This window comes from Jiangella asiatica (assembly GCF_004349065.1).
Classification (GTDB): Bacteria; Actinomycetota; Actinomycetes; order Jiangellales; family Jiangellaceae; genus Jiangella; species Jiangella asiatica.
This window is the reverse complement of the sequence record NZ_SMKZ01000048.1, coordinates 18,330-42,589: the sequence shown is the minus strand read 5'-3', so window position 1 is coordinate 42,589 and position 24,260 is coordinate 18,330. Positions and strand designations below refer to the sequence as shown.

Here is a 24,260-nt window from a genome sequence, read left to right as displayed (position 1 = left end):
AGTCAATGCCCACCTATCTCGCCGCCGATGACGCGCGCCTGCACTACGACGAGCTGTCCACCGACGCCGGCGCCGGCGCTCCCATCGTCGTGCTGGCCGGGGGAGCCGCCCAGCACCCTGCCTACCTGGGCGACCTCGCCGGGCTGGCCGAGAAGCACCCGCTCGTGGTGCCGCACCTGCGCGGCGTCGGCGAGTCTCCGGCGCCCGACGAACCACCAGCCGGTTCCTACTGGCGCCAGGCCGACGACGTCGAGGCGCTGCGCCGCCACCTCGGGGTGGACCGCGTCGTCCTCGCCGGTCACTCCGCCGGTACCCGGCTGGCCGTCTCGTACGCCGCGCAGTATCCGGACCGCGTCGCGGCGCTGATCCTGATCACCCCGCCGACGGCGTACCTGGTCGACGTCCCGTCCGACGCCGACGCGATCGTCGAGCGCAGACGCGGTGAGCCCGCGTTCGACGCCGCCCTCGCCGCGCTGGAGGCCGGCCCCGCCGAGCTGACCGACGAGGGGTTCTACGCCTGGCAGCAGGTGATGTCCCCGACCGCGTTCGCCACCTGGACCCCGGCCTACGCCGAGCACGTGCGCCGCGGCCGGTGGTTCCTCGCCGCCAACCGCGCCTACTTCAGCGTCCCGCCACCCGACGACCTCGCTCAGCGCCTGCGCGCCGTCGCCGCGCCCACCCTCGTCGTCGCCGGAGCCGAGGACGCCACCACCGGCGTCGCCCCGGTCCGGGCGGTGAGCGAGTTGTTCCCGGCCGGCCGCGTCGCCGTCCTCGACCACTGCGGGCATTTCCCGTGGCTGGAGCGGCCGGCGGAGTTCCGCGCCGCCGTCGACGCCTTCCTGGACGAGGTCGCCGACGCTCTGGACGGCGTCGTCGAGACCCCGCTGCTCGGCGGCGACGTCAGCGACGGCGTGGTCCGACGCGGCGGCACCGTCCGCCGGCGCCCCGCCGACGGCGCGCCCGCGATCCACGCCTACCTCCGTCACCTCGAGGAAGCCGGGTTCCCGCACGCGCCGCGCTTCCTCGGCTTCGACGCGCAGGGTCGGGAGATCCTCACCTATCTCGACGGCGAGATGGGCGGCCGGCCGCTCGCGCCGTGGGCCGTCACCGACGACGCGCTGCGCGAGGTCGCCCGTATCCAGCGCCGGCTCCACGACCTGTCCGCCGAGGTACCGCTGCCCGACGGCGTCGCCTGGCCCCGGCCGGCCGAGATCTCCGGCGTGCCGCCGCCGTTCGATCCCGGCACCGACGACGTCGTCGGCCACAACGACATCACCTTCGAGAACACGATCTTCGTCGACGGCCGCCCGGTCGGGATCGTCGACTTCGACCTCGCCGGCCCGACGACGCGGTTGCTCGACGTCGCCACGACGTTGCGCTACTGGGCGCCGCTCAGTGCTCCCGACGACCGCGACCCCGCCCTGCGCGACGCCGACCCCGGGCACCGCATGCGGGCCTTCGCAGACGCCTACGGACTCGACGCCGACCAGCGTCGCGACCTGCTCGCCGTCGTCGACCGCCGGTTCGCCCGCACGTGGCACACCATGAAGTTCCGGGCCGAGCGCGACGGCGGCGGCTGGGCGCGCATGTGGGCCGACGGTGCCGGCGACAACATCAAGCGCAGCCACGCCTGGTTCCTGACCCAGCACGATGCCTTGGCCGCCGCGCTGACCGCGTGAAGACCGGCTGGCGCCCGCGATCACCCTCCTAGGGTTCTGACTACGGCGTGGCGGTCGGGTCGTCACCAGGAGCCGTCTACAGTTGCGGCGAAGACCGCGACCCCGGAGGTGTGGCATCAGGCTTGTCATCGCCACCTGCAGCGTGGACTACGCCGGCCGGCTGACCGCTCACCTGCCCCTCGCCACCAGACTGATCATGGTCAAGGCGGACGGCAGTGTGCTCGTGCACTCCGACGGCGGCTCGTACAAGCCGCTGAACTGGATGAGCCCGCCGTGCACCCTCACCGTCGCCGAGCCCGACGACGCCGAGCGGGCCGACGGCGTCACGGCGGTGTGGACCGTGCAGAACGGCAAGACCGACGACCGCCTCGTCGTGCGGCTGCACGAGGTCGCCCACGACTCCAGCCATGACCTCGGCGTCGACCCCGGGCTGGTCAAGGACGGGGTCGAGGCGCACCTCCAGGTGCTGCTGGCCGATCAGGTCGAGACGTTCGGCGCCGGGTGGCGGCTGGTCCGGCGCGAGTACCCGACGCCCATCGGCCCTGTCGACCTGTTGTGCCGCGACGACGAAGGTGTCGCCGTCGCCGTCGAGGTGAAGCGGCGCGGCGAGATCGACGGCGTCGAGCAGCTGACCCGCTACCTGGAGCTGCTCAACCGCGACCCGCTGCTCGCACCGGTCCGGGGCGTGTTCGCCGCGCAGGAGATCAAGCCGCAGGCCCGCACGCTCGCCGTCGATCGCGGCATCACCTGCCTCACCGTCGACTACGACGCCTTGCGCGGGGTCGACGACCCGAGCACGCGGCTGTTCTGACCCGGTCCTTCGTCGTCGCCGTGGTCTGGCTCACCCAAGAGTCGGCCAGCTCACACCGTCGCGAGGGGTGGGTCCATCTAGGCTGTGCATCATGAGTGCGCACTTCGATGTCGTCGTCCTGGGTGCCGGACCCGGCGGGTACACCGCGGCCGTCCGGGCGGCCCAGCTGGGCAAGTCGGTGGCCGTCGTCGAGGCCAAGTACTGGGGCGGGGTCTGCCTCAACGTGGGGTGTATCCCGAGTAAGGCGCTGCTGCGCAACGCGGAGCTCACCCACATCATCAAGAACGAGGCCCAGAAGACCTTCGGCATCACCATCGAGGGCGAGATCACGGCGGACTACTCGAAGGCGTACGAGCGCAGCCGCACGGTCGCCGACGGCCGGGTCAAGGGCATCCACTACCTGATGAAGAAGAACGGCATCACCGAGATCGACGGGTGGGGCACGTTCACCGACGCCAACACCCTCGAGGTCAAGCTGAACGACGGCGGCACCGACACGGTCACGTTCGACCACTGCATCATCGCCGCCGGCGCCGCGACCCGGCTGTTGCCCGGCACCCAGCTCAGCGAGCGCGTCGTCACCTACGAGGAGCAGATCCTCGAGAGCGAGCTGCCCGGCAGCATCATCATCGCCGGCGCGGGCGCCATCGGTGTCGAGTTCGCCTACGTCCTGGCCAACTACGGCGTCGACGTCACCGTCGTCGAGTTCCTCGACCGCATGCTGCCGCTGGAGGACCCCGAGGTCTCCAAGGAGCTGGCCCGCCAGTACAAGAAGCTCGGGGTGGACGTGCGCACGTCCACCCGGGTCGACTCCATCGACGACAGCGGCAACCCTGGTAACCCCGTTCGCGTGACCGTGACAACTGGCGACAAGCAGGAGGTCCTCGAGGCCGACAAGGTCCTGCAGGCCATCGGCTTCGCCCCGCGCGTCGAGGGCTACGGCCTGGACAAGGCCGGCGTCACGGTGACCGAGCGCGGCGCCATCCAGGTCGACGAGTACCTGCGCACCAGCGTGCCCAGCATCTACGCGATCGGCGACGTCACCGGCAAGCTCCTGCTGGCCCACGCGGCCGAGGCCATGGCCGTCGTCGCCGCCGAGACCATCGCCGGCGCCGAGACCATGCCGATCGACTACGACATGATCCCGCGCGCGACGTACTGCCAGCCGCAGGTCGCCAGCTTCGGCTACACCGAGGAGCAGGCGAAGAAGCTCGGCCACGAGGTCAAGGTCGCGAAGTTCCCCTTCATGGCCAACGGCAAGGCCCACGGCCTCGGCGAGCCCGTCGGCTTCGTCAAGATCGTCGCCGACGCCGGGCACAACGAGCTCCTCGGCGCCCACCTGATCGGCCCGGACGTCACCGAGCTCCTGCCCGAGCTCACCCTCGCCCAGCTCTGGGACCTCACCGCCGACGAGGTCGCACGCAATATCCACGCCCACCCGACCCTCTCCGAAGCGGTCAAGGAGGCCATCCACGGCATCGCCGGTCACATGATCAACATGTGAGTCCAAGTCGCACCCACCCTTCACGGGTCAGACGTCGGCGCCGAGGCGGCGGCCTGGGGCAGAAGGGAGCCGAGTCGGACGTGCTGAAGCTTGTCGGGGTTGGCGACGGAGTGAATGGCCTGGACGCGGCCGTCGGCGATGTCCAGTGCCATCACGCCGACCAGGCGGTCCTGCGCGTCGATCGCCAACGCGCCGGGCTGGCCGTTGACCTCGGTGACCTGGACGCGCACATCGAAGCGCGCGAACATGGACATCCCGGCCGAGAAGGTCCGGACGACGCGCTCCCGGCCGTCGATGGGCCGGGCCAGGGCCGGCACCTTCCCGCCGCCGTCGGCGTGGAGTGTCACGTCCTGTGCCAGCAGGGCCTCCAGCCCGGGCAGGTCGCCTTGCCTGGCGGCGGCGAAGAAGCGCCGAGCCAGCTCCTGTCGCTGCCGCCGAGAGGCGTGGTAGCGCGGCCGCCGCTCCTGGACGTGATCGCGTGCCCGTGCGACCAGGTGCCGGGTGCTGTCCACGTTGGTGCCGATGATCTCGGCGACCTCCGGATACGGGTACTCGAACACCTCGCGCAGCAGGAACGCGGCCCGCTGCTGCGGCGTCAGGTTCTCCAGCAGCACCAGGAAGGCCAACGACAGCGAGTCTGCCGTCTCGGCGTGGTCGGCCGGGGAAGGATCGGTGACCAGTGGTTCCGGTATCCACTCGCCGGCATACCGCTCCCGCCGTGCCCGGGCCGAGCGCAGCTGGTCGATGGCCAGCCGAGTGACCAGCGTGGCGATGTAGGCCCGCGGCGACGCAATCCGCTCGTCCCGCCGCAGGGTCTGGTGCAGCCGCAGGAACGCCTCCTGCACCACGTCCTCGGCCTCGCTGACGCTGCCGAGCATCCGGTAGGCGATGGCGAACGCCCGCGGCCGCAGCTCCTCGTAGTGATCCGAGGCGGACATGTCGGCCTAGCTCATTCCCTCGGTGAAACCCGTGCGCCAGCTAGGGTACGACGGCGTCCAGTCCAGCTCGCGCTTGGTCTTTCCGGTGGCGATCCCGCGGGCCTGCGTCATCAGGTTCACCGGGCCCTTGCCGGCCACCAGGCGCACCAGCCAGGCGGGTACCCGGCGGGGCGGTCCGCCGCCGAGCGCGCGGGCCAGGTCCGGCAGCCAGTCGCGCACGGGCGCCGGGTCGTCGTCGGCGACGTGATAGATGCCGGGCTTGCCGCGTTCGATGGCCGCGACCGTGGCCGACGCGGCATCGGTGATGTGGATCAGCGACCACACGCCGCCGCCGTCGCCGATGATCGGGAACCTCCGCTTGCGGATCAGGCCGGCCATGACGGCGTCCGGCGCGGCGCTGATGTCGGTGCCGGCACCGTAGAACGCACCGTAGCGAATCGCGATGCCGTCGGCCCAGCTGATGCTGGTCACCGTCTCCTCCAGGTGGCGCAGCGCGGCCACCGACTCCTCCATGTCCTTGGGCGGGTTCGGCTCGAGCCTGCCGTCCTCGTCGGCGACCGGCCCGCCGGCACGTTCCATCCACAGAGCGTTGCTCTGCGCCACGAACCTGCGGACGCCGACGGCGCGCGCGGCGGCCAGCAGGTGATCGGTGCCGACGGTTCGCAGCCGGTTGGTGGCGGCCGCCATCTTCTTCGCGTGCCGGAAGTCCGCCGGTCCGCTCAGCGCGGTGAGCTGATGGACGATCACCTCGGGCTCGGCCCTGGCCACCACGTCGGCCACCGAGTCCGGGTCGAGCGCGTCGACGATGACCGGCTCGGCGCCGAGCGCGCGCAGCGCGCCGGTCTTGGCCGCCGAGCGGGTGGTGCCGACCACCTCGTGGCCGCGCGCCACGAGCTGAGGTACGAGGTGCCTGCCGATCGCGCCGGATGCTCCGGCGATGAAGATCCTCATCACGTCTCCGTTCGTTGTGCCCACGAACGAAGACGAGACACCCTGCCGCCCCATGAACGGCCGTGACTCAGTTCACATCTCGTTGATCCAGATGGGCGCGAACGGAGACGTGCGGGCAGCCACGGCCCGCCGGGGCGAGCACGGTGCAGCGGCACCGGTTCCGAAGCTCAGCCCGCGGCCATGGCCTCGATGAACCGCGCGTCCCGGGAGGCGGGCGCCGTTCGGGCGACGATGGCATTCACCACTCTGGCCGCATCGCGGCCGACGCCGTGAATCTGTGACGACGACACCGCGTAGAGGAGCTTCAGTCCCACGAAGTAGAGACCCGGCTCGCCCTCGACGACGCCACGGACCTGTCGCGGTAGCCCGTTCTCGAAGATGGGCAGGTCGATCCAGGAGAATCCGGGCTCGTATCCAGTGCACCAGATGACGTTGGCCGCGTCGATGGGGGTTCCGTCGTCCGTCATCGGCAGACCGTCCTTGACGCCGGTGACCCGGCCGACCCGCTTCACCCCGGCAGACGCCAGGTCCTTGGACTTGACGCGGAGCAACGGTTCGGCCTGGAAGCGGTGCTTGGCGTGGAACCTCCTGCCCATCGGGGTGCTGGTCGTCAGGATGCGGTGGAAGACCACGCGACCGACGAACGGCATCAGCGCTCGGCCCACGGCGGACTCGGGGCGGAACGGTACTTGGCTGACACGCGGACCAGCCAGCCACACCTGGTGATCTCGGCAGATCTCGTGGGCGATCTCGGCACCGGAGTTGCCGCCGCCGACGATGAGCACCCCGCCGGCTCGAAGCTGCGACGGGTTGCGGTACTCACTCGAATGGAGCTGGACGATGCCGGGGTCGAGTGCGGGGGTGAACGCCGGTCGCTCGGGTCTCTGCCACGACGACATGGCGACGACCACGTTGCCGGCGTCGAACCGCTGGTCGCCCGCGGTGACCAGGAAGCGGTCGCCGTTCCGTCGTAGCCCGTCGACGCGTACGCCCGTCCGGACCGGTAGCTCGAACCGTGCGGCGTAGGACTCCAGGTAGTCGGCCATCGCGTCCTTCGTGGCGAACGAATGACCGGGAGCCGGAAACGGCATGCCATCGAGACCGTTGAGTCGGTTCGGTGTGAAGAGCCGAAGGGAGTCCCATCGCGTGCGCCAGGCGTCGCCGATCCGTTCGTGAGCGTCGACGATGACGAACGGGATGCCGCGCCGTGCCAAGTGGTATCCGACAGAAAGCCCTGCCTGACCACCACCGATGACGACGGTGTTGATCGATGCGGCTGGTTGCGAGCTCATGGTGCTACCTCCTCGAGGTGATCCGTGGTCGGGTTGACGGCTGGACGAGCACCGGCCGCGTCCACCAGGCCGTTCCAGCGCGCGAAGCTGTAGGCCTGGACGGTCGCGGAGATCGCGCAGCCCGGGACGAATCCGAACTGGCCGGTGACGAAGGCGTAGGCGATCCACGGCGGCTGGACGGCCGCGCCGAGCAGCCAGCCCCACCACCGTCGGGAACCGGCCGCCCACAGCCCCAGAACCTGGAGTCCGGTCAGTAGCCACGGCCAGTAGGGTGGTGCGCCGATGCGCGAAGCCGAGCTCGATGCGGACGCCACGACCGCGGCGGAAACGGCCAGGCTCAGGAGCGCACCCCACCCGAGGCGGCACCATGCTGGGCTCCGCTCGAATGCCGTCCCCGCCGTCGGGCCGTTGCTGTTCCACATGCCCGGAAAGCTACGGACTGTGGCGTCACCGCGATATGGGGAATTCCCCCCACGACATCAGCCCGTGCTGCATGGCGTAAAGCGTGGCGCCCGCACGGGTGGACACCCCGATCTTTCGATAGACATTCTGTATGTGGTGATCAGCCGTCTTGGCCGAGATCCCCAGTCGTCGAGCAACCTGTTTGGTCTGCAGCCCGCGGCCGATGAGACCGATGACCAGAACTTCGCGCTCGGTGAGTCCGGCCGGCCGCTCGAGGTGGCGAACCCGCTGTCCGGCGGCTTCGATCACGGCGGCGACGCAGCCCGGGTCCAGTTTTCCTTGCTTGGCGTCGCGTTCCAGGATCTCCGCGGCTTCGGCGGCGGAGTGCGGCTGCCGATAAGGCCTGGGCTCGGTCTTGGCATGGAAGGCGTCGGCGACGGCGAGGAGGCGGGCTTGCGGGGACAGTGACGCGGCGGTGGCGCCTTGGCTGTATCCCGAGCCGTCGAGACGTTCGTGATGTGCGCAGGCGACGGACGCGATGTCGTGAAGGAACCGCGAACGCGAGAAGACTCGCCCGGTGTGGTACGGGTGCAGCCGGACCTGCTCCCACTCGTCGGCGGTCAGCGGTCCCGGCTTCAGCCAGATGCGCGGATGGACGGCGACTCGTCCCACGTCGTGCACCAGCGCGGCTCGGCGAATCCTGCCGACGTTGGCGGCATCGAATCCCATGAGCTCCGCGGCATCGGCGGCCAGCCGGGCGACTCCGGAGGTGTGGCCGGTCAACGACGGTGAGACGAGATCGGCGAAGTCGCCCATGGCGGCGAGAGCCCCGTCGATCGCCGGGCCCGAGAGCGCTTGCCGAGGTTTCGGTTCGGCAGCGAGGGTGGCCTCCCAGACCGAGGCCGCGGTTTCGGATTCGGACTCGGATTCGGCCAGGATCTGCTCCGCGTGATCGGCGAAGGTGTTGGCCACGTCCGGATCGAATGCATGTCCCGCCCGTTCCCGAATGACCGCGGCGGTGCGTTCGGTGCCGCCGATCAGCTGTTGATTGGCGGCGTCACGCGCAACATGAACGATACGTAGCGGCAATGGTAGGTCGTCGCCGGTGCCTCTGCCCAGGACTCCATTGCCGTCCCAGCGCTCGGTCAGGCGGAAGAACATTCCCTGTACCGCGGGCGGCATGCCGAGCCGCTCGGCCATCATCTCCGCCACTTCACAGATGGCCGCGAAGTGTGGCCGCAGAAAGCGGGCCGCCATCGGCAGCCGGGTGGCGACCTCGTAGGCCCGCCGGAGCGGCGGGCCGTCCGGCGACGACACCGCGCGGACGACTCCGCCGAGGGATTGCGTCCTCGAACCGAACTGGACCGGCATCAGGTTGGCCGTGGCACCTCCGACGAAGATCCGCGAATGCTCTTCGACGTCGGTCGTGCATCCGGCGTACATGAGAAGGCTGAGGTAGTAGGTGTGCGACGCCGTCTCCGCGTCGACGTCGAGCAGATCGGTGAGCCGCATCGTGATCAGCGTCGCGTGCAACCCGTGCTCGAAGGGAAAGGCCATGCCGAGGTCTGTCGCCAGGCACATAGCGGCGATGACCTCAGCTGCGCGGCAACGATCGTCGACCGACGGCTCGTTCTCGGTCACCGCACCAACATACTCATCGAGGCCGACCCGTGACCGTCCCAGCGTCGCCGGGAGTCGGGCGGCCGCGGGCTCGACGTCCAGGGCCGCAGCCAGGGTCAGCGCTGCGACACGGCGTAGGCGCGGATGATCTCCTGCTCCAGCGTGTTGCCCTGCTCGTCGGCCGCGGACAGCCGCAGCGAGACGAACTCGGCGTTCGAGCTGCGGTCGTACAGGGTCGCGACGTAGTGGTTGTCGCCGCGTTCGCGCACGTTGCGGATTTCCTCCCAGGTCTCGCCGTCGTCGTAGGAGATCTCGAGCGTGACGGCGTCGACGGGGATCCGCTCGGCGCCGTCGGGCTGGCTGAAGGTCATCGCGATCTCGTGCGGCCCTTTGCGTTCACGCGGGTGGGTGGCGCGGTTGAGCAGGTCGACCTCGACGTCGTAGTCGACCCCGAGGATCGGCTCCACTCGCTGCTCGCCGTCGGCCGGACGCTCACTGGTGAACGTCCAGACCGAGCTCGTCCGTGTGGACATCTCAGCCCAGGGAGAGTCGTTGACCACGTCGTACTCGACGCGGTACTCCGTCGGCTCGGGCTCGGCCTCGAAGGACACCAGTGCGGTCTGCGCCGTCTCCGTGATCAGCTCCTCACCTCGGTAGAGACGGAAGCCGGTGTCGAGGCCGCCCGGCTCGAACCAACTGCTACTGACCGGCGTGTAATTGCCGGCACTGTCCAGCACACCCATGTCCAGCCGAACCGTGTCATCGGTGCGCGTCGGTGGCTGCAACGGGCTGGCGCCGAGCGCGAGGGGCTGCTCGTACCAGCTGTGGGTGTCGTGCTCGCCCGGCTCGTACGATCGCTCCGTGCTGGTCAGGTTCAGGTACTCGACGGTCTCGTGCGGCCACTTGAAGCCGTAGGCCGGGTCGGGTGCCTGCACCACATGGCTCCAGCGCACCGGGCCAGGGGTCAGATACATGGTGAGCGGTGCGTGCCCACGCCGGTAGGGCAAGGAGTTCGCGACCGGGGTGATCGGCCACGGTAGCGAGTGGCGGGTGGTGATGATCGTCGACAGGTCCTCGGTGAGCTGGCTGTGCAGCGGGAACTCGACTCTTGCCAGCTCGTCGGCGTCCGCGACGTAGTGCGGCTCGGCGGGGATCGAGCCCTCCTCGGTGAAGATCACCTCGTACGAGAAGGGGCTGCTCGCGATGCCCTGCCCGGCCACGTGCACCGCCGCGTCGGCGAGCAGCGCGCGTACCGCCTCGCCCTCCTCGTGCGAGATCCACGTGGTCGGCACCTCCAGCAACGCCGGTGGTCCCGTGGCCGCGTTCACGCCGGGTAGGTCGTTGGCGATCATCACGAGCTCGGCGCCGCCGGCGGCGGCGTTGTTCGCCTGCTCGGCCACGGCGATCGTGTCCGACCGTTCGATCAGTGCCACCTTCCCGTCCAGGTCGACGGCGGCGACGTCTTCCGGCCGACCGAGGCCGGCGTCGACGATCTCGGTGTCGACGTCGCCGTCGAGCATCGGGAACTGCGACGAGTAGTCGCTGAGCGCCTGCCACGGGTAGTACTGAGGGTTCAGTTGGAGCTCCCGCGGTGCCGTGACGTCGAGCGTGATCTGTGGTGCGTCCAACTTCCAGTGGGTGTAGGCGACGAACTCGCCGACGGACACGTCCTCGGTGGGCTGGACGAACAGCCGCTCCTCCAGCAGGCTACCGGGGAAGAAGCTGCGGCCGCGGCTGATCGGGTCGCCCTGCTCCGGTGCCCGGTAGTACATGAGCTCCATCGCGGCGCCGACGTTGCGTTTCGTCTCGTGGTCGGGCGTGTCCACGAGCACCTCGGTCGCCAGGCGGGCGTCGAGCACGACCTCGGTGTCCTCGGTGACCTCGAGTTCGGGGTCGCCGACGAGGCTCGCGTTCAGCGCTGTGCCGAAGGTCCCGGGCTCGACGTAGGCGGGCATGGTCTCGATGACGCCGAGCACCGAGTACGTGCCGGGTGGGACCCGTACGCACGCGGTGTTCGCGTACGGGTCCTCGGTGCACGGGACCGTCGGATCGTCGGTCAGGCTGCGGGTGTACACGCTCCCGTCGTCGACGTCGATGATGTCCACGGAGCCTCGGGCCGGCCGGCCGTCGCGGGCGATCCCGCTGACCCGCAGCTCCACGTACTCCCGCTCCTGGAAGTACCCGACCGGGGTGCGCACCGTCGTCCCGTCGGCCGCCGACCCGATCAGGTAGCCGCCGTACAGTCCGATCTCTCCCACAGCCGTGTCGAGGACGAGCTCCACCGCGGCGGTGGCCCCGGCCGGCACGGTCACCGTCGGCGCGGAGACCGTCAGCGTCCCCGCCGGCGGGGCCGAGCCGTCCTCCCTCACGACGTCGACGGCCAGGTCGAGCACGATGTCCTCGTCGGTGACGTTCTGGTAGGTGACGGTCCGGCTCTGCGGCGCGCGCTCGTCGTGCGGCCACTGGAAGTAGCCGAGGCTGACCGAGCCGGGCACCGCGATCACGCGACTGTCGAGGGCCCGCGTGACGTCGGCCCGTCCGGCGCCCTGCTCGTACACCGTCAGGTCGTCGGCGCCCACGGCGGAGTTCATCAGCCACGACTTCAGCTCGGCCGCGCCCAGCGACGGCTCTGCCTGTAGCAGCAGGGCGGCGAGACCGGTGACGTGCGGCGCGGCCATCGACGTGCCATCCACCTGGATGTAGTGGTCGTCCACCGGGATCGCCGGCCACGGCAGCGTGCCGAGGCTCGACCGTGCCGCCACGATCCCCACGCCGGGCGCGGTCACGTCCGGCTTGACGTCGAAGGTGTCCGGCAGGGGACCCCGGCTGGAGAAGCCGGCGAGCTCGTCGGACTTGTCGACCGCGCCCACCGTCAGCGCCGACGGAGCGGAGGCCGGGTGAGTGACGCACTCCTCGCAACTCCCGTTGCCGGCCGACACGACGAACAGGGTGCCGTTCTGCGCGGTCAGCGCCTCGACGGCCTCGCTCAGCTCGCCTCCCTGCCCCGGGTACAGCGGGCCGAGGCTCATGTTGACGATGTCCGCGCCCTGTTCGGCAGCCCACTCCATCGCCTCTACGGTCCACGAGAACTGCCCGACGCCCGAGTCCCCGATCACCTTGCCGCTGAGCAGGTCGACGCCGTCGGCCACCCCGCGGTACCTGCCGTCGGAGGCCGCCCCGGTGCCAGCGGCGATCGAGGCGACGTGGCTGCCGTGGCCGAAGCCGTCCGCGGCGGTCGCGTCGTCGGTGAAGTTGGCCTCGCCGACGACGACACCGGCGAAGTCCGGATGTGCCGGGTCGATCCCGGTGTCGAGGACGGCCACGGTCACGCCGCTGCCGTCGAGACCGGCGTCCCAGGCCGCGGGCGCGCCGACCTGCGCGGCGCTCTCGTCGAGGGTCGGCACGACCTTGCCGTCGAGGGAGATCCGCTCGACGCCGGCCAGCGGGCCCGACAGCGTCGAGACGCGGCCGTCTTCGGCGCCGTCCGACGACGCACTGAGCGCCGAGCCGACCGCCGCGGCGCCGTCCTTGTCCAGCTCGACCGCGACGCTGCCGATGCTCTCCAGCACGGTGGTGACCTCGGCGGCCGGGACGGCGGCGGCCGTGCGGCGGCCGTCGCCCTGCTTCACGATGAGCGGCAGGCCGTCGGACGACGCGTCGTCGTAGCCCTGCTCGATCAGGCCGGTGATGTTGAACAGGGCCGGATCGAGCCGCTCGGGGATGAGGGCGACCATGTCATCGGGGATCACGTGCAGCTCGCCGTCGCGCTCGAGCGTCTCGAAGCTCGGCTGCCGGCCGTTCGCACGCCGCGCCGGGGTGACCTCGACGGCCTGCCGCCCGTCGGTGAGCGGCGTCACCCGCACCCGGTCACCGGTCACCAACGTCACGTCGACCGGTGTCGACGAGCTCACCGGCTCGTCCGGTGCCACGACAGGGGCGGACGGCGTGGGGGTCGCCTGGCCGGCGGACATCCCGAGGCCCGTGACGATGGCGAGAGCGGACACGGCGGTGAGCAAGCGGCGCATGGCAGTGTGTCTATCCGGACGCCGCGCTGGTGGTCTATACCGGAGTGTGGCTGTTTCCGGCCATTGGCCGGAATACGCCAGCGCTTCTCGGCTGGTCCCGGGACCGGCGAGGCGCGCAGCGTAGACTCCCGAGACCGCCATGATCGAACCGGAGGGATCCGCCGTCGTGACTCGTGGTCGTGCACGCTGGCCGGGCCTGGCGGACGACGCGCTCGTCCCGCCCCTGGACGGCGCCCTGCGCTGGGAGGAGCCCGTCCGCGCGCAGGCCTCCCGTGATGCCGGCCGCTACCTCAGCAGGGTGCCGCGGGCGGTCCTGCGGCCCGGGTCGGTCGCGGACGTCCAGGCGATGGTCCGGTTCTGCCGGACGCACCGCATCCCGGTGGCGGCGCGGGGACTGGCGAACACGACGCACGGACAGGGACTGACCGGCGGGCTGGTCATCGAGTACCGGTCGCTGGCGGCGATCCACACCATCGGGCCGGACCATGCGGTGGCCGATGCCGGCGCCACCTGGCTGGAGCTGGCCCGGGCCGCGGGCCCGCACGGTCTCACGCCTCCGGCCCTCACCGGCTACCTCGCGCTGACCCTCGGCGGAACACTCTCACTCGGCGGCGTCCCGCCGGCCTTCGAGGCCGGCAGCCAGCTGGACAGCGTCCATGAACTGGAGGTGGTCATCGGCACCGGTGAGCTGGTGCGATGCTCACCAACCCACGAGCGCGACCTGTTCGAGGCGGTGCTGGGCGGCCTCGGTCAGTTCGGCATCATCACCACAGCCACGGTAGGGCTGGTGCCGGCGCGGCGGAGGGTACGCGGGCACGCCCTCACCTACACCGGCGGCACGGCGTTCTTCAGCGACCTGCGAACCCTGGTCCGGCGCGGTGAGATCAGCGAGGCCTACGGCGAGTGGTGGCGGCCCGGCGAACGCGGGGAGCTGCATCACCTCGAGACCTTCACGTTCTACGACCCGCACGACCCGCCCGACGACGCCCACCTGCTGCGCGGGCTGGCGGTGTCAGGCGGCGACGCCGAGATCACCGAGAACGAGTTCTTGCCGCACGTCGCCCGCATCGACGACGCCGTCGACGAGCTGGACGCCGCGATGGGCTGGCGCGGGTTCGTCAAGCCGTGGTTCACCGTGTGGCTGCCCGAGTCGCAGGCCGAGCGGTTCGTCACCGAGACCGTCAGCGGGCTCGACCCGGACGACGTCGGGACGGGCGGCTTCGTCCTGCTCTACGTGCATCGACGCTCTCGGCTCACCCGGCCGTCGCTGCGGCTGCCGGCGCCGGACGGCAGCGACTGGGTGTACTTGTTCACCCTCATGACGGCCGGCCCGGCCGACTCGGGACCGGCGTACGCCGCCGCGATGCTGCGCCGCAACCGGCGGCTCTACGAGCGGGCCCGCGCGCTGGGCGGCGTCCGCTACCCGATCGAGTCCGTCGAGTTCGGGCCCACCGACTGGCGGGACCACTACGGCGAGCGGTGGCCGCACCTGGAGCGGCTGAAGCGGCAGGTCGACCCGGACGGCATCCTCACGCCCGGCCCCGGCATGTTCGCCTGAGCGGCCGGAGGTCAGGACAGGACGAGATGCGGCTCGAGCTTGCGGACGAGGACGGTGAAGGGGCGCCGGCCGGCGAGGTAGTCGCAGAAGGGGCAGCTGTCGTGCGCGGGGAGCTGGATCGAACTCACGGTGACCGCAACGACGAGAGCACGCGCCGAGCCTACGTCAGTCGTCGGTGTCGGTGCGGATCTCCGGATCGATGACGCCGTCGACGCAGCGGAGGCGGACCTCGATCTCGCTGCTGTCGTTCTCGAACTTCACCGACGGGTGGTCCTCGTCGCCGTCGTCGGTGTCGACGTCGTAGCCCTGGGCGGGGGTGGCGGACTGGATCTCGACCAGGCCGTTCGCCACGCAACGGGCGATCACGGTGCCGGCGGCGGTGTTGACTACACGGGACTCACCCACGGGAGGCTGAGTCGCCGACGGTGACGGCGACGGCGACGGGGTCCCGGTGGGCGCCGCGGTAGGTGACGTCGCATCGGGCGCGGTCGGCTCGGGGGAGGCCAGCCGCTGCGCCACCTCGGACTGGGTGAGCGGGTCCTGGCTGGAGCCGAAGATGTCGCTGCCGATCATTCCCACGGCGGCCAGGCCGGCCGCGGTGGCCCCGGCCGCGGCCGCCAGCCACAGCAGCACCACCGTGCCGACCCGAACCCACCGTGCCCTGCCCATGCCCGCAGTATGCCCGCGGCCTGGGTTAAGGCGCCCCTAACGCCGCCCTATGCGCAGCCCGTCGTCCCGCGCCGGTGGCGTCGCGTGGCCTATCGTTCCCGGCATGGCCCAGGTACTCGTCGTGGAGGACGACGCGACGATCAGGTCGGCGCTGATCCGCGGCCTCACCGAGCGCGGCCACGCCGTCCGATCCGCCCCGACGGCGATGTCCGGGCTCGAGCAGGCCGTCGGCGAGCGACCCGACGTCGTCGTCCTCGACCTGGGGTTGCCGGACCTGGACGGGACGGCGATGCTCCGGATGCTGCGCGGCGTCAGCGACGTCCCGGTCATCGTGGCGACGGCACGCGACGACGAGACCGAGGTCGTCGCCGTCCTCGACGCCGGCGCCGACGACTACGTGACCAAGCCCTTCGGGGTCGCCCAGCTGGACGCGCGCATCCGCGCCGTCCTCCGTCGCGGCGGCGAGGAGCAGCGTGAGGCCACGGTCGCCGTCGGCGGGCTGCGGGTCGACCCGCGTTCGCGCGAGGCGACGCTCGACGGCGCCGCGCTGGAGCTGACGCCGCGCGAGTTCGACCTCCTGCACTACCTCGCCGCCCGGGCCGGTGAGGTGGTGAGCAAACGCGAGCTGCTCACCGAGGTCTGGCAGCTGCCGTACGGCGGCGCGGACAAGACCGTCGACGTGCACCTGTCCTGGCTGCGCCGCAAACTCGGCGAGACCGCGCAGCAGCCGCGCTACCTGCACGCCGTCCGCGGCGTCGGCGTCCGGCTCAGCCCGCCACCGGAGTGACGGTCCGGTGCGCCGCCGCCTCCTCGTCCTCGTCGCCGCCACCACGACGCTCGTGCTCGTGGCGTTCCTGGTGCCGCTGGCCCTGCTGGTGCGCGGCGTCGCGGCCGACCGGGCGGTGCAGGCCGCGACCGTCGAGGCGCAGTCGCTGACGTCGCTGGTGGCCACCACCGACCGGGCGTTGCTCGCGCTCGCGGTCGAGCAGGTGGACGCGACGTCCCGGTTCGACGTGACGGTGTTCCTGCCCGACGGCGACCCGCTCGGCGCCCCGGCCGAGCGCTCGCCGCTGGTGGAGCTGGCCGAGCGGGGGACGAGCGCCTCGACGGATGCTTCTGGTGGCCGCGAGATCGTGTTCGCCGTCGACGGTCCGGCCGGCAGCGTCGGTGTCATCCGCACGTTCGTCCCCGACGACGAGCTGAGCCGCGGCGTCGGCCGGGCCTGGCTGCTGCTGGCCGGGCTGGGCGTCGCGCTGTTGCTGGTGAGCCTGGTGGTGGCGGATCGGTTGGCGCGCCGGCTCGTCCGGTCGGCGACGGAGCTCGCCGCCGTCTCGCACCGGCTGGGCCGCGGCGAGCTGGACGCGCGCGCCGACCCGACGGCGCCGGGGGAGCTGGGCGTGGTGGCCGGCGCGCTGAACGGCCTGGCCCGGCGGATCACCGACCTGCTGCGCGAGGAGCGCGAGACGATCGCGGACCTGTCGCATCGCGTCCGCACCCCGCTGACGACACTGCGGATGGAAGCCGACGCCGTTCCCGACGCCGACCAGTCCGAACGGCTCGTCGCCGGCGTGGACGCGGTGAACCGGGCGGTCACGGAGGTGATCCAACAGGCGCGCAGCCGCGGACCGGACGGCGTCGCCTCCGATGCCGCCGACGTGGTGCGCGAGCGGGTCGCGTTCTGGGCGGTCCTCGCCGAGGACACCGACCGGGCCCTGACGGTGGCCGTGGCACCCGGCCCGCTGCCGGTGGCCCTGAGCCGCTCCGACCTGGAGGCCTGCGTCGACGCACTGCTCGGCAACGTCTTCGCGCACACGCCGAACGGCACCCCGTTCGCCGTTCGGCTGCGACCCCGGCCCGAGGGCGGCGCCCGGCTCGTCATCGCCGACCAGGGCCCCGGCCTGCCCGAGGGGCACACCACCGGCATGCTGCGCCGCGGCGTCAGCGGCTCCGGGTCCAGCGGTCTCGGCCTGGACATCGTGCGCCGGACCGCCGAACGCAGCGGCGGCGGGCTGCGGCTGGAGCGGTCGCCCGGCGGCGGCCTCACCGTCGTCGTCGACCTCGGTGCTCGACCCGCCTGATTCTCGCCGTCGTGATCAACGCGATCGGGTGGGGGACGGAAGGTCTTAGGGGTGGCTTAACCGTCGGGCAGCGCGGCGCTAGGCCGATCGAGACGAACGTGGTGGTCATCCGAGAGGACACGACAGAGGAGACCATCATGACCAGGAACCGCATTCTCGCGGCGGCGGCCGCGGCAGGCGCGCTGGTGATCACGGCCGGCACGGCGTTCGCGATCACCACGGACGACGGCGGCGGGGGCTCGCCGGCGGCGGTGACCGCCACGCTGGACGACTCGCCCAGCCCGAGCGACTCCGCGACGCCCGACGACTCGCCGAGCCCCAGTGACTCGCCGAGCCCCAGCGACTCCGCGACGCCCGACGACTCGCCGAGCACCCTGCCGAGCGAGCCCGACGCGGCCATCAGCAGCGCCGAAGCCGCCGGGATCGCCGTCGACCACGTCGGTGGCGGCGAGGTCCGCGAGATCGAGCGGGAGATGGAACACGGCCGGCTGGAGTGGAAGGTCGAGATCGTCCACGACCGCGTCGAGCACGATGTCCGCGTCGACGCCGGCACCGGCGAGATCACCCGCGTGGACGTCGACGACGACCGCGACGACCACGACGGCGACCGTCACGACCACGACGGCGACCGTCACGACCACGACGACGACTGACGGGCTGACATAGTGAGGCCACGCTCATGCGTCTGTGAGGGAGGACGACACCACCGGACGGAAGGACGAGTGTGGATTCGCAAGCAGAAAGCGAGTTCCGGGAGTTCGTGGACTCCCGCTCGCTGGCCCTCCGCCGCACCGCGTACGCCCTGACCGGCGATCTCGATGTGGCGGAGGACCTCGTCCAGGGGGCGCTCGTCAAGCTGGTCCGGAAGTGGCACAAGGTCGACAACCCCGAGGCCTACGTCCGGCGCACCATCTACAACGACCGCGCCACCCGGTGGCGGCGGCGCTCGCTGGTCCGGGAGGACTCCGTCGAGTCCACGCCGGACCGGCCGGTCGCCGACGCGGCCGGTGAAGTCGAAGCCCGGCTCGACCTGCGGCAGGCGTTGCTGCGGCTGGCGCCGCGGCAACGCGCCGTCATCGTCCTGCGGTTCTACGAGGACCTGGCCGAGCGCGAGGTCGCCGAGGTCCTCGGCTGCTCGGTCGGCACGGTCCGCAGCCAGACGGCCCGTGCCCTCGCCCGGCTGCGTGTCATCGCACCAGAGCTGGCCGCCGACGCCGCTCTTCCCACTCCCGAGGAGGCATCAGCATGACGCTCGAAGACCAGTTGCGTGACGCGCTGGACGACATCGTCGCTCGCGTTCCGTCGCGCGCCGGTCTGGCCGACGAGGTGCTGCGGCAGGCGCGGCGACGCCGGAAGCTGACCGTGGTGGCGACGGCGGGCGGTACCGCCGTAGCGGTCGCGGCCGGCACGCTGTTCGTCGTCGCCGATCCGCTGGCCACAGACCGGCCCCGCCAGAGCGCGTCGGACGGAGCGGCGTCGGGCGGCACGGCCCCCGACGACGTGCCGGACCAGGGCGCCGGCGGGGCGGTGAGGCTCGACCTCGACGCGCTGTCGGCCGGCGCGGCGCCGGGCGTGCCCTATTACGCCGACGGCGTGATCCACGTCGGCGACTGGGAGATTTCGTTCGAGGGCGACTTCCCGGCCTTCCGGGTCCTGGAAGAGGTCGCCGGCGGCCTGGTGGCACTCGTCGAGCCGGCTCCGGACGACTCGGGGGAGGGCAACCTCGAGGTCTGGCTGTTCACCCGGGACGGCGGGCGGACGCAGCTCGGCGCCGGGCAGGTCTACAACGTAACCGTCTCGCCCGATGGCACCCAGGTCGCGTGGTCCGTGCACGACTGGTCGACGGAGACCGAGGATTCCGGGCCGGGCGACACGGTGGTCTACGTTGCGGACGCGCGGACCGGCGAGGTGCTGCACACGCGCGAGAGCACCGGCGACGACGGCCCGATCGGTGTTGCGATGGGTTTCCTTCCCGACGGCCGGGTGGTGCTCGACTCGGCCACGAACAACCCGAGCGGCATCTACCTCTGGGACGTGGACGCCGACACCCTCATCCCGTGGACCGACTACGGATTCGTCCGGGCGTTCTCCCCGCGCGCTGACCTCGCGGTGCTCGGCCCGCGCAACGACAGCGACGGTCGCGCCTTCGGCGTCGTCGACACCGCCACCGGTAACGTGGCCTGGACGTTCGAGCCCGGCGACGCCGGCCGGGACGCGTTCTCTCCGGACGGACGGCTGCTGGCGGTGAACCTGCCGTCGCCGGATGCCCCGACTGTCGCCGACGAGGTTCGGGGGGAGGGGGCCGAGGTCGGTCCGCCTGGCTCGGTCGCCGTCGTCGACGCTCGCACCGGCGAGCCCGTCCTGCGCATCGAGGGCGGGTACCCCGGCTACGTCAGCTGGGAATCCGACGGCACACTGCTCGTCGACGTCTGGAGCGACGATCGCACTGCCGGCGGTGTGGTGCGCTGCACCCTCGACGGAGAGTGCGAGCTGGCCGTGCCTGTGACGGAGGGTCCCGACTCGGGCTGGCCACTGCTCTACACGAACCGCTGACCGGCCCGCGTCAGAAGACCGGCTTGCCCCCGGTGACGCCCAGCACCGTTCCCGAGACGTAGCTGGCGTCGCCCGGGGAGGCCAGGAAGACGAACGCCGGCGCCACCTCGGCGGGCTGCCCGGCCCGCCCGAGCGGGGTGTCCTGGCCGAACTTCGTTACCTTCTCCTCCGGCTGGGTGGCCGGCTGCAACGGCGTCCAGATCGGCCCGGGTGCGACCGCGTTGACGCGGATGCCGCGTGGCCCGAGCTCGGCGGCCAGGTTCACCGTGGCGTTGTTGATCGCGGCCTTCGTGGCGGCATAGTCCAGCAGCGACACCGACGGGTCGTAGGCCTGGATCGAGGAATTGTTCAGGATGCAGCCCCCGGCCTGGAGATGCGGCAGCACGGCCTGGGTCATCCAGAACAACGCGTAGAGGTTGGTCTTCATGATCCGGTCCAGCCGCTGCGGGCTGATGCTCTCGATGCCGCCCTCACGGGCCATCTGGTAGCCGGCGTTGTTCACCAGTACGTCCAGGCCGCCCAGCTCGGACACCGCACGGTTGACGACGTCGGCGCAGGCCTCCTGGGTGCGCAGGTCCGCGGCGTACGCGACGCCCCGCCGGCCGGCCTCGGTGACCAGGGCGACGGTGCTCTCGGCGTCGTCGGCCTCTTCGGGCAGGTGGGTGATGGCGACGTCGGCGCCCTCGCGTGCGAACGCGATGGCCACAGCCCGGCCGATGCCGGAGTCGCCGCCTGTGATCAGCGTGCGCAGTCCGGTCATCCGGCCGGAGCCGCGGTAGCTGCGCTCGCCATGGTCGGGGGTCGGGGTCATCGCGGCGGTGGAACCCGGGGGTTCCTGCTGCTGCGGCGGGAACTCGCTGGGGCGTTCGGCCTGATCCGTGGACATGCGGGTCCCCTACCCAGTTCCCATGATCATCAACGGTTGGCGACGCGATAACGTCGCCAACCGTTGATGATCATGGGAACTGGGCGTCCTGCAGCGCCTGCTTGCGGGCACGCCAACCCTGCCGGCGCCGAGGGCTGTTCGCCGTCGTGCGGGTGCGGTAGAGCAGCCAGACGAAGTACGGCGCGCCGACGATGGCGGTGACCAGCCCGGCCGGCAGCTGGGCCGGCGCGATCACCGTCCGGCCGAGGGTGTCGGCGGCGCAGACCAGCGTGGCGCCGAGCAGCGCGGCCACCGGCAGCACCCGGGTGTGCCGGCGGCCGACGAGTGCGCGGGCGGCGTGCGGCGCCACCAGGCCGACGAAGGTGATGACGCCGACACCGGCGACGGAGGCGCCGGTCAGCACCACCGCGCAGGCCAGCAGCACCATCCGGGCCCGCGGCACGTCGACTCCCAGCACCCGCGGCGTGTGGTCGTCGACGGCGAGCAGGTCCAGGCTGTGCCGCATGGAGTAGAGCAGCGGTAGCGCGGCCAGCAGCGCCAGCGACATCGGGAGCAGGTGCTCGAAGGACCGGCCGTAGGTGGAGCCGGCCAACCAGGTGAGCGCCTTGACCTCGTTCCACGGGTCGCTGAGGGTGATGACGACGACGATCAGCGCCTGCGCGCCGGCCGAGACCGCGACGCCGATGAGCACCAGCCGGTCGCTGGCGAAGCCGCCCCTGGCCGCCAGTGCGAACACCAGGAACGCAGCCAGCCCGGCGCCCACCCCGGCCATGCCGGCCATCGCCCAGAAGCCGGCCAGCGGGACGAGCGTGATGGTGAAGATCGCGCCCAGCCCGGCGCCGCCGGCGACGCCGATGATGCCCGGCTCGGCGAGCGGGTTGCGGCTCACGGCCTGGATGACGGCGCCGGCCAGCGCCAGCGAGGCACCGGCCAGGATCGCGGCGCCCACACGGGGGAGCCGGGTGTCCATGACGCCGGTGACGATCGGCCCGGCCTGCCCGGACAGCCAGTTGACGACGTCGCCGAGCAGCAGCCGGGTGTCGCCGAGCAGGACCCCGGCCACCATCGCGGCGACCGTGAGGACCATCAGCGTCGTCAGGATGACGGTGTAGCGGCGCCGGCCGACCCCGCCGCGGGCACCGGCGGCCGGTGGCTCCCGGACCGCGTCGGACACCCGGATGCGCCGTGCCAGGGCGATGAGGAAGAGGGCGCCGAAGATCGTGGTGATCACGCCGGTCGGCACCTCGAGCGCGTCCTGGGCACCGATCGCGGCCCGCAGCATAACGTCGGAGGCGAGCAGCAGTAGCATCCCGGTGGCCGCCGACACCGGCAGCAGGACGGCGTGCTTGTGCAGGCCGGGGACGGCGGAGGTGGCCAGCCGCACCAGCGCCGGCGCGGCCAGGCCGACGAAGCCGATCGGCCCGGCCAGCGTCACCGCGGCCGCGGACAGCAGCACCGCGAGCATGACCGCACCGACCCGCACCCGGCGCACGTTGACGCCGAGCATCCGGGCGTGGTCGTCGCCGAGGAAGACGAGGTCGAGCTTGCGGCCCAGCGCCAGCAGCGCCACGAACGCGACCGCCGCGACCAGCCCGAGTGTGCGCACGCCGTCCAGGCCGTTCTGGCCCAGCGACCCCGAGCCCCACGCGAACAGCCCGCGCGTCTCCTCGGCGAACAGGATGATCTGCGTGCTGGTGAGGGCCTGGAACGCCAGGGCGATGGCCGAGCCCGCCAGGACCAGCCGGACCGCACCGGTGCCGCCGAGCCCGGACAACGCCAGCACCAGGGCCGCGGCTCCCAGCCCGCCGACGAACGCCACCCCGGCCGCGCCCAGCAGCGGCAGCGCCACCCCGGACGTCGCGCCGGTGACCAGCGCCAGGTGCGCCCCGGCGTTGACGGCCAGGGTGTCCGGCGAGGCCATGACGTTGCGCGACACCGACTGCATCGCCGCGCCGGCCGCACCCAGCGCCGCACCGACCACGACGGCGGCCAGCAGCCGGGGGAGCCGCGACGCCAGCACGACCGCGCTGGCGTCGTCGTCGCCGCGCCCCAGCGCCCAGCGCAGCACGTCGCCGGCGCTCACCTGCGCGGTGCCCTGGGTGAGGTGGATGACGGCGGTGACACCGATCAGGACGGCGAGGCCGATGGCCACCATCGCCAGCCGGCCGAGCCGGCGCGGGCCGGCCGGTTCCGGGCGCTCCGGAGCCGCCGACACAGGCCTTGGCGCCGGGGTCTGCGGGGTCGCGGTGGCCGCTGCCATGGCTGCCGCGGGCTCAGCCGAGCGCGTCGACGGCGGCGTCGACGAACTGCATCATCGAGGTCGGGCCGCCGAACATCCACAGCGAGTCGGGGAACCGGTGCACGTTGCCACTCTGGACGAACGGGAGCGACTGCCAGATGGCGTTGTCGGCCAGGTTGTCGGCGAACGCGTCGCCACCGTCCACCTCATTGGCGATGTACCAGAAGCGAATGTCCTCGGGCAGCACGGTGAGGCCCTCGACGTCGGCCTGGGCCAGCCCGTACACCGGGTCGCCCTCCATCGGCCACGGGTTCTCCAGACCCATCTCCGCGAAGACGTCCGAGACCAGAGAGCCCTCGGCGAACGGCCGGATGCTCACCGTGCCGGCGTCGACCCAGCTGTCGGCGAACGCGACCGGGTCACCGGCGGCGCCGGCGTCCTCGACGGCCGCGCGCCCTTCCTCGATCTTGGCGTCGAACTCGTCACGCAGCTCCGCCGCCCGGTCCTGGGTACCGGTCAGCTCGGCGACGAGGTCGAGGTTCTCGAACATCTGGTTGATGTTGTCCTGCGAGTCGCCGCCGGGGACGACGACCACCGGCGTGGTCTGCTCGATCTGCTCGATGGCGCCTTCGACCAGGCTGTCGGTGACGAGCACCAGGTCGAGGTCGAGCCGGGCGAGCGTGTCCAGGCTCGGCTCGCCGCGGGTGCCGATGTCGGTGGGGGTGTCGTCCAGCGGTGCGGAGCTGACCCAGGTCTCGTAGCCCTGGATGTCGGAGACGCCCACCGGCATGACGCCGAGCGAGACGAGGTGCTCGATGACGTTCCACTCGGTGCCGGCCACCCGGACCGCGGGCTCTTCGAGCGTCACCTCGACGCCGCGGGCGTCGGTGACGGTGATCGGCCCGGAGTCTTCGGACCCGCCGTCACCAGTGGACGCGGCCTCGGTGGCCTCGTCGTCGCCGGCGGCGTCCTCCGTCGTCCCGCACGCGGCGGCGACCAGCAGGAACGCCGTCGACAGCGCGGCGAGTGCGCGCCCTGTTCTCATGGGTACCTCG

Annotated in this window: 19 protein-coding genes; 9 read left to right on the top strand and 10 right to left on the bottom strand. The window is 71.8% G+C overall.

Annotated features, from left to right (window positions below; all coding sequences use genetic code 11):
• Positions 1-5: 5 nt before the first annotated feature.
• The 3 genes from E1269_RS25120 to lpdA all read left to right on the top strand — a co-directional run bounded on the left by E1269_RS25120 (position 6) and on the right by lpdA (position 3,994).
• Entirely contained in the window at positions 6-1,679 is a 1,674-nt protein-coding gene (locus E1269_RS25120) for an alpha/beta fold hydrolase (RefSeq protein ID WP_131899731.1), read from the top strand.
• Positions 1,680-1,794: 115 nt separating this feature from the next.
• A complete protein-coding gene (gene nucS, locus E1269_RS25115; protein WP_131899749.1) occupies positions 1,795-2,490 on the top strand; it encodes an endonuclease NucS in 696 nt (231 codons plus the stop codon).
• Positions 2,491-2,581: 91 nt separating this feature from the next.
• Positions 2,582-3,994, top strand: a complete 1,413-nt coding sequence (gene lpdA / locus E1269_RS25110) for a dihydrolipoyl dehydrogenase (protein ID WP_131899729.1) — start codon at positions 2,582-2,584, stop codon at positions 3,992-3,994.
• A 20-nt stretch (positions 3,995-4,014) separates the two neighbouring features.
• Here the strand turns inward: lpdA and E1269_RS25105 are convergent, their stop codons facing one another.
• From E1269_RS25105 to E1269_RS25080, 6 genes are all read right to left on the bottom strand, one after another.
• Complete coding sequence (locus E1269_RS25105) at positions 4,015-4,932, bottom strand: RNA polymerase sigma-70 factor (RefSeq protein WP_131899727.1); 918 nt, start codon at positions 4,930-4,932, stop codon at positions 4,015-4,017.
• A 6-nt stretch (positions 4,933-4,938) separates the two neighbouring features.
• On the bottom strand, positions 4,939-5,883 hold the full coding sequence (locus E1269_RS25100; RefSeq protein WP_131899725.1) for an NAD-dependent epimerase/dehydratase family protein: 945 nt from the start codon (positions 5,881-5,883) through the stop codon (positions 4,939-4,941).
• Positions 5,884-6,050: 167 nt separating this feature from the next.
• Positions 6,051-7,175, bottom strand: a complete 1,125-nt coding sequence (locus E1269_RS25095) for a flavin-containing monooxygenase (protein WP_131899723.1) — start codon at positions 7,173-7,175, stop codon at positions 6,051-6,053.
• A complete protein-coding gene (locus E1269_RS25090) occupies positions 7,172-7,597 on the bottom strand; it encodes a hypothetical protein (protein WP_131899722.1) in 426 nt (141 codons plus the stop codon). Before E1269_RS25090 ends, E1269_RS25095 begins: the two co-directional genes overlap by 4 nt.
• 25 nt (positions 7,598-7,622) lie before the next feature.
• Positions 7,623-9,218 carry an HD domain-containing phosphohydrolase gene (locus E1269_RS25085; protein WP_131899720.1) on the bottom strand — a complete coding sequence of 532 codons (1,596 nt, stop codon included), beginning with the start codon at positions 9,216-9,218 and terminating at the stop codon, positions 7,623-7,625.
• Positions 9,219-9,313: 95 nt separating this feature from the next.
• A complete protein-coding gene (locus tag E1269_RS25080; protein ID WP_131899718.1) occupies positions 9,314-13,222 on the bottom strand; it encodes a S8 family peptidase in 3,909 nt (1,302 codons plus the stop codon).
• A gap of 166 nt (positions 13,223-13,388) precedes the next feature.
• On the opposite strand from E1269_RS25080, the gene E1269_RS25075 reads away from it, so the two are divergent.
• Positions 13,389-14,780 carry an FAD-binding protein gene (locus E1269_RS25075; RefSeq protein WP_203434049.1) on the top strand — a complete coding sequence of 464 codons (1,392 nt, stop codon included), beginning with the start codon at positions 13,389-13,391 and terminating at the stop codon, positions 14,778-14,780.
• Between the two features lie 165 nt (positions 14,781-14,945).
• On the opposite strand, the gene E1269_RS25070 is transcribed toward E1269_RS25075, so the two are convergent.
• A complete protein-coding gene (locus E1269_RS25070) occupies positions 14,946-15,449 on the bottom strand; it encodes a septum formation initiator (RefSeq protein ID WP_131899714.1) in 504 nt (167 codons plus the stop codon).
• Positions 15,450-15,552: 103 nt separating this feature from the next.
• Between E1269_RS25070 and E1269_RS25065 the strand changes: the two genes are divergently transcribed.
• The 5 genes from E1269_RS25065 to E1269_RS25045 all read left to right on the top strand — a co-directional run bounded on the left by E1269_RS25065 (position 15,553) and on the right by E1269_RS25045 (position 20,080).
• Positions 15,553-16,236, top strand: coding sequence for a response regulator transcription factor (locus E1269_RS25065; protein ID WP_131899712.1), 684 nt, complete (start codon positions 15,553-15,555; stop codon positions 16,234-16,236).
• Positions 16,237-16,243: 7 nt separating this feature from the next.
• Positions 16,244-17,527 carry a HAMP domain-containing sensor histidine kinase gene (locus tag E1269_RS25060; protein WP_131899710.1) on the top strand — a complete coding sequence of 428 codons (1,284 nt, stop codon included), beginning with the start codon at positions 16,244-16,246 and terminating at the stop codon, positions 17,525-17,527.
• 11 nt (positions 17,528-17,538) lie between these two features.
• Positions 17,539-18,180: a PepSY domain-containing protein gene (locus tag E1269_RS25055; RefSeq protein WP_131899708.1), complete on the top strand. Its 642-nt coding sequence runs from the start codon at positions 17,539-17,541 to the stop codon at positions 18,178-18,180.
• Positions 18,181-18,251: 71 nt separating this feature from the next.
• Positions 18,252-18,776 carry a SigE family RNA polymerase sigma factor gene (locus E1269_RS25050; protein ID WP_131899706.1) on the top strand — a complete coding sequence of 175 codons (525 nt, stop codon included), beginning with the start codon at positions 18,252-18,254 and terminating at the stop codon, positions 18,774-18,776.
• The gene (locus E1269_RS25045) at positions 18,773-20,080 is read left to right on the top strand and encodes a WD40 repeat domain-containing protein (RefSeq protein WP_131899704.1); all 1,308 of its coding nucleotides are present in this window, start codon (positions 18,773-18,775) and stop codon (positions 20,078-20,080) included. Before E1269_RS25050 ends, E1269_RS25045 begins: the two co-directional genes overlap by 4 nt.
• Before the next feature lie 10 nt (positions 20,081-20,090).
• On the opposite strand, the gene E1269_RS25040 is transcribed toward E1269_RS25045, so the two are convergent.
• The 3 genes from E1269_RS25040 to E1269_RS25030 form a co-directional block, all read right to left on the bottom strand.
• The gene (locus tag E1269_RS25040) at positions 20,091-20,966 is read right to left on the bottom strand and encodes an SDR family oxidoreductase (protein ID WP_131899702.1); all 876 of its coding nucleotides are present in this window, start codon (positions 20,964-20,966) and stop codon (positions 20,091-20,093) included.
• Between the two features lie 70 nt (positions 20,967-21,036).
• Positions 21,037-23,226, bottom strand: coding sequence for an iron ABC transporter permease (locus E1269_RS25035; RefSeq protein WP_131899700.1), 2,190 nt, complete (start codon positions 23,224-23,226; stop codon positions 21,037-21,039).
• Between the two features lie 13 nt (positions 23,227-23,239).
• Positions 23,240-24,250, bottom strand: coding sequence for an ABC transporter substrate-binding protein (locus E1269_RS25030; protein ID WP_131899698.1), 1,011 nt, complete (start codon positions 24,248-24,250; stop codon positions 23,240-23,242).
• Positions 24,251-24,260: the final 10 nt, after the last annotated feature.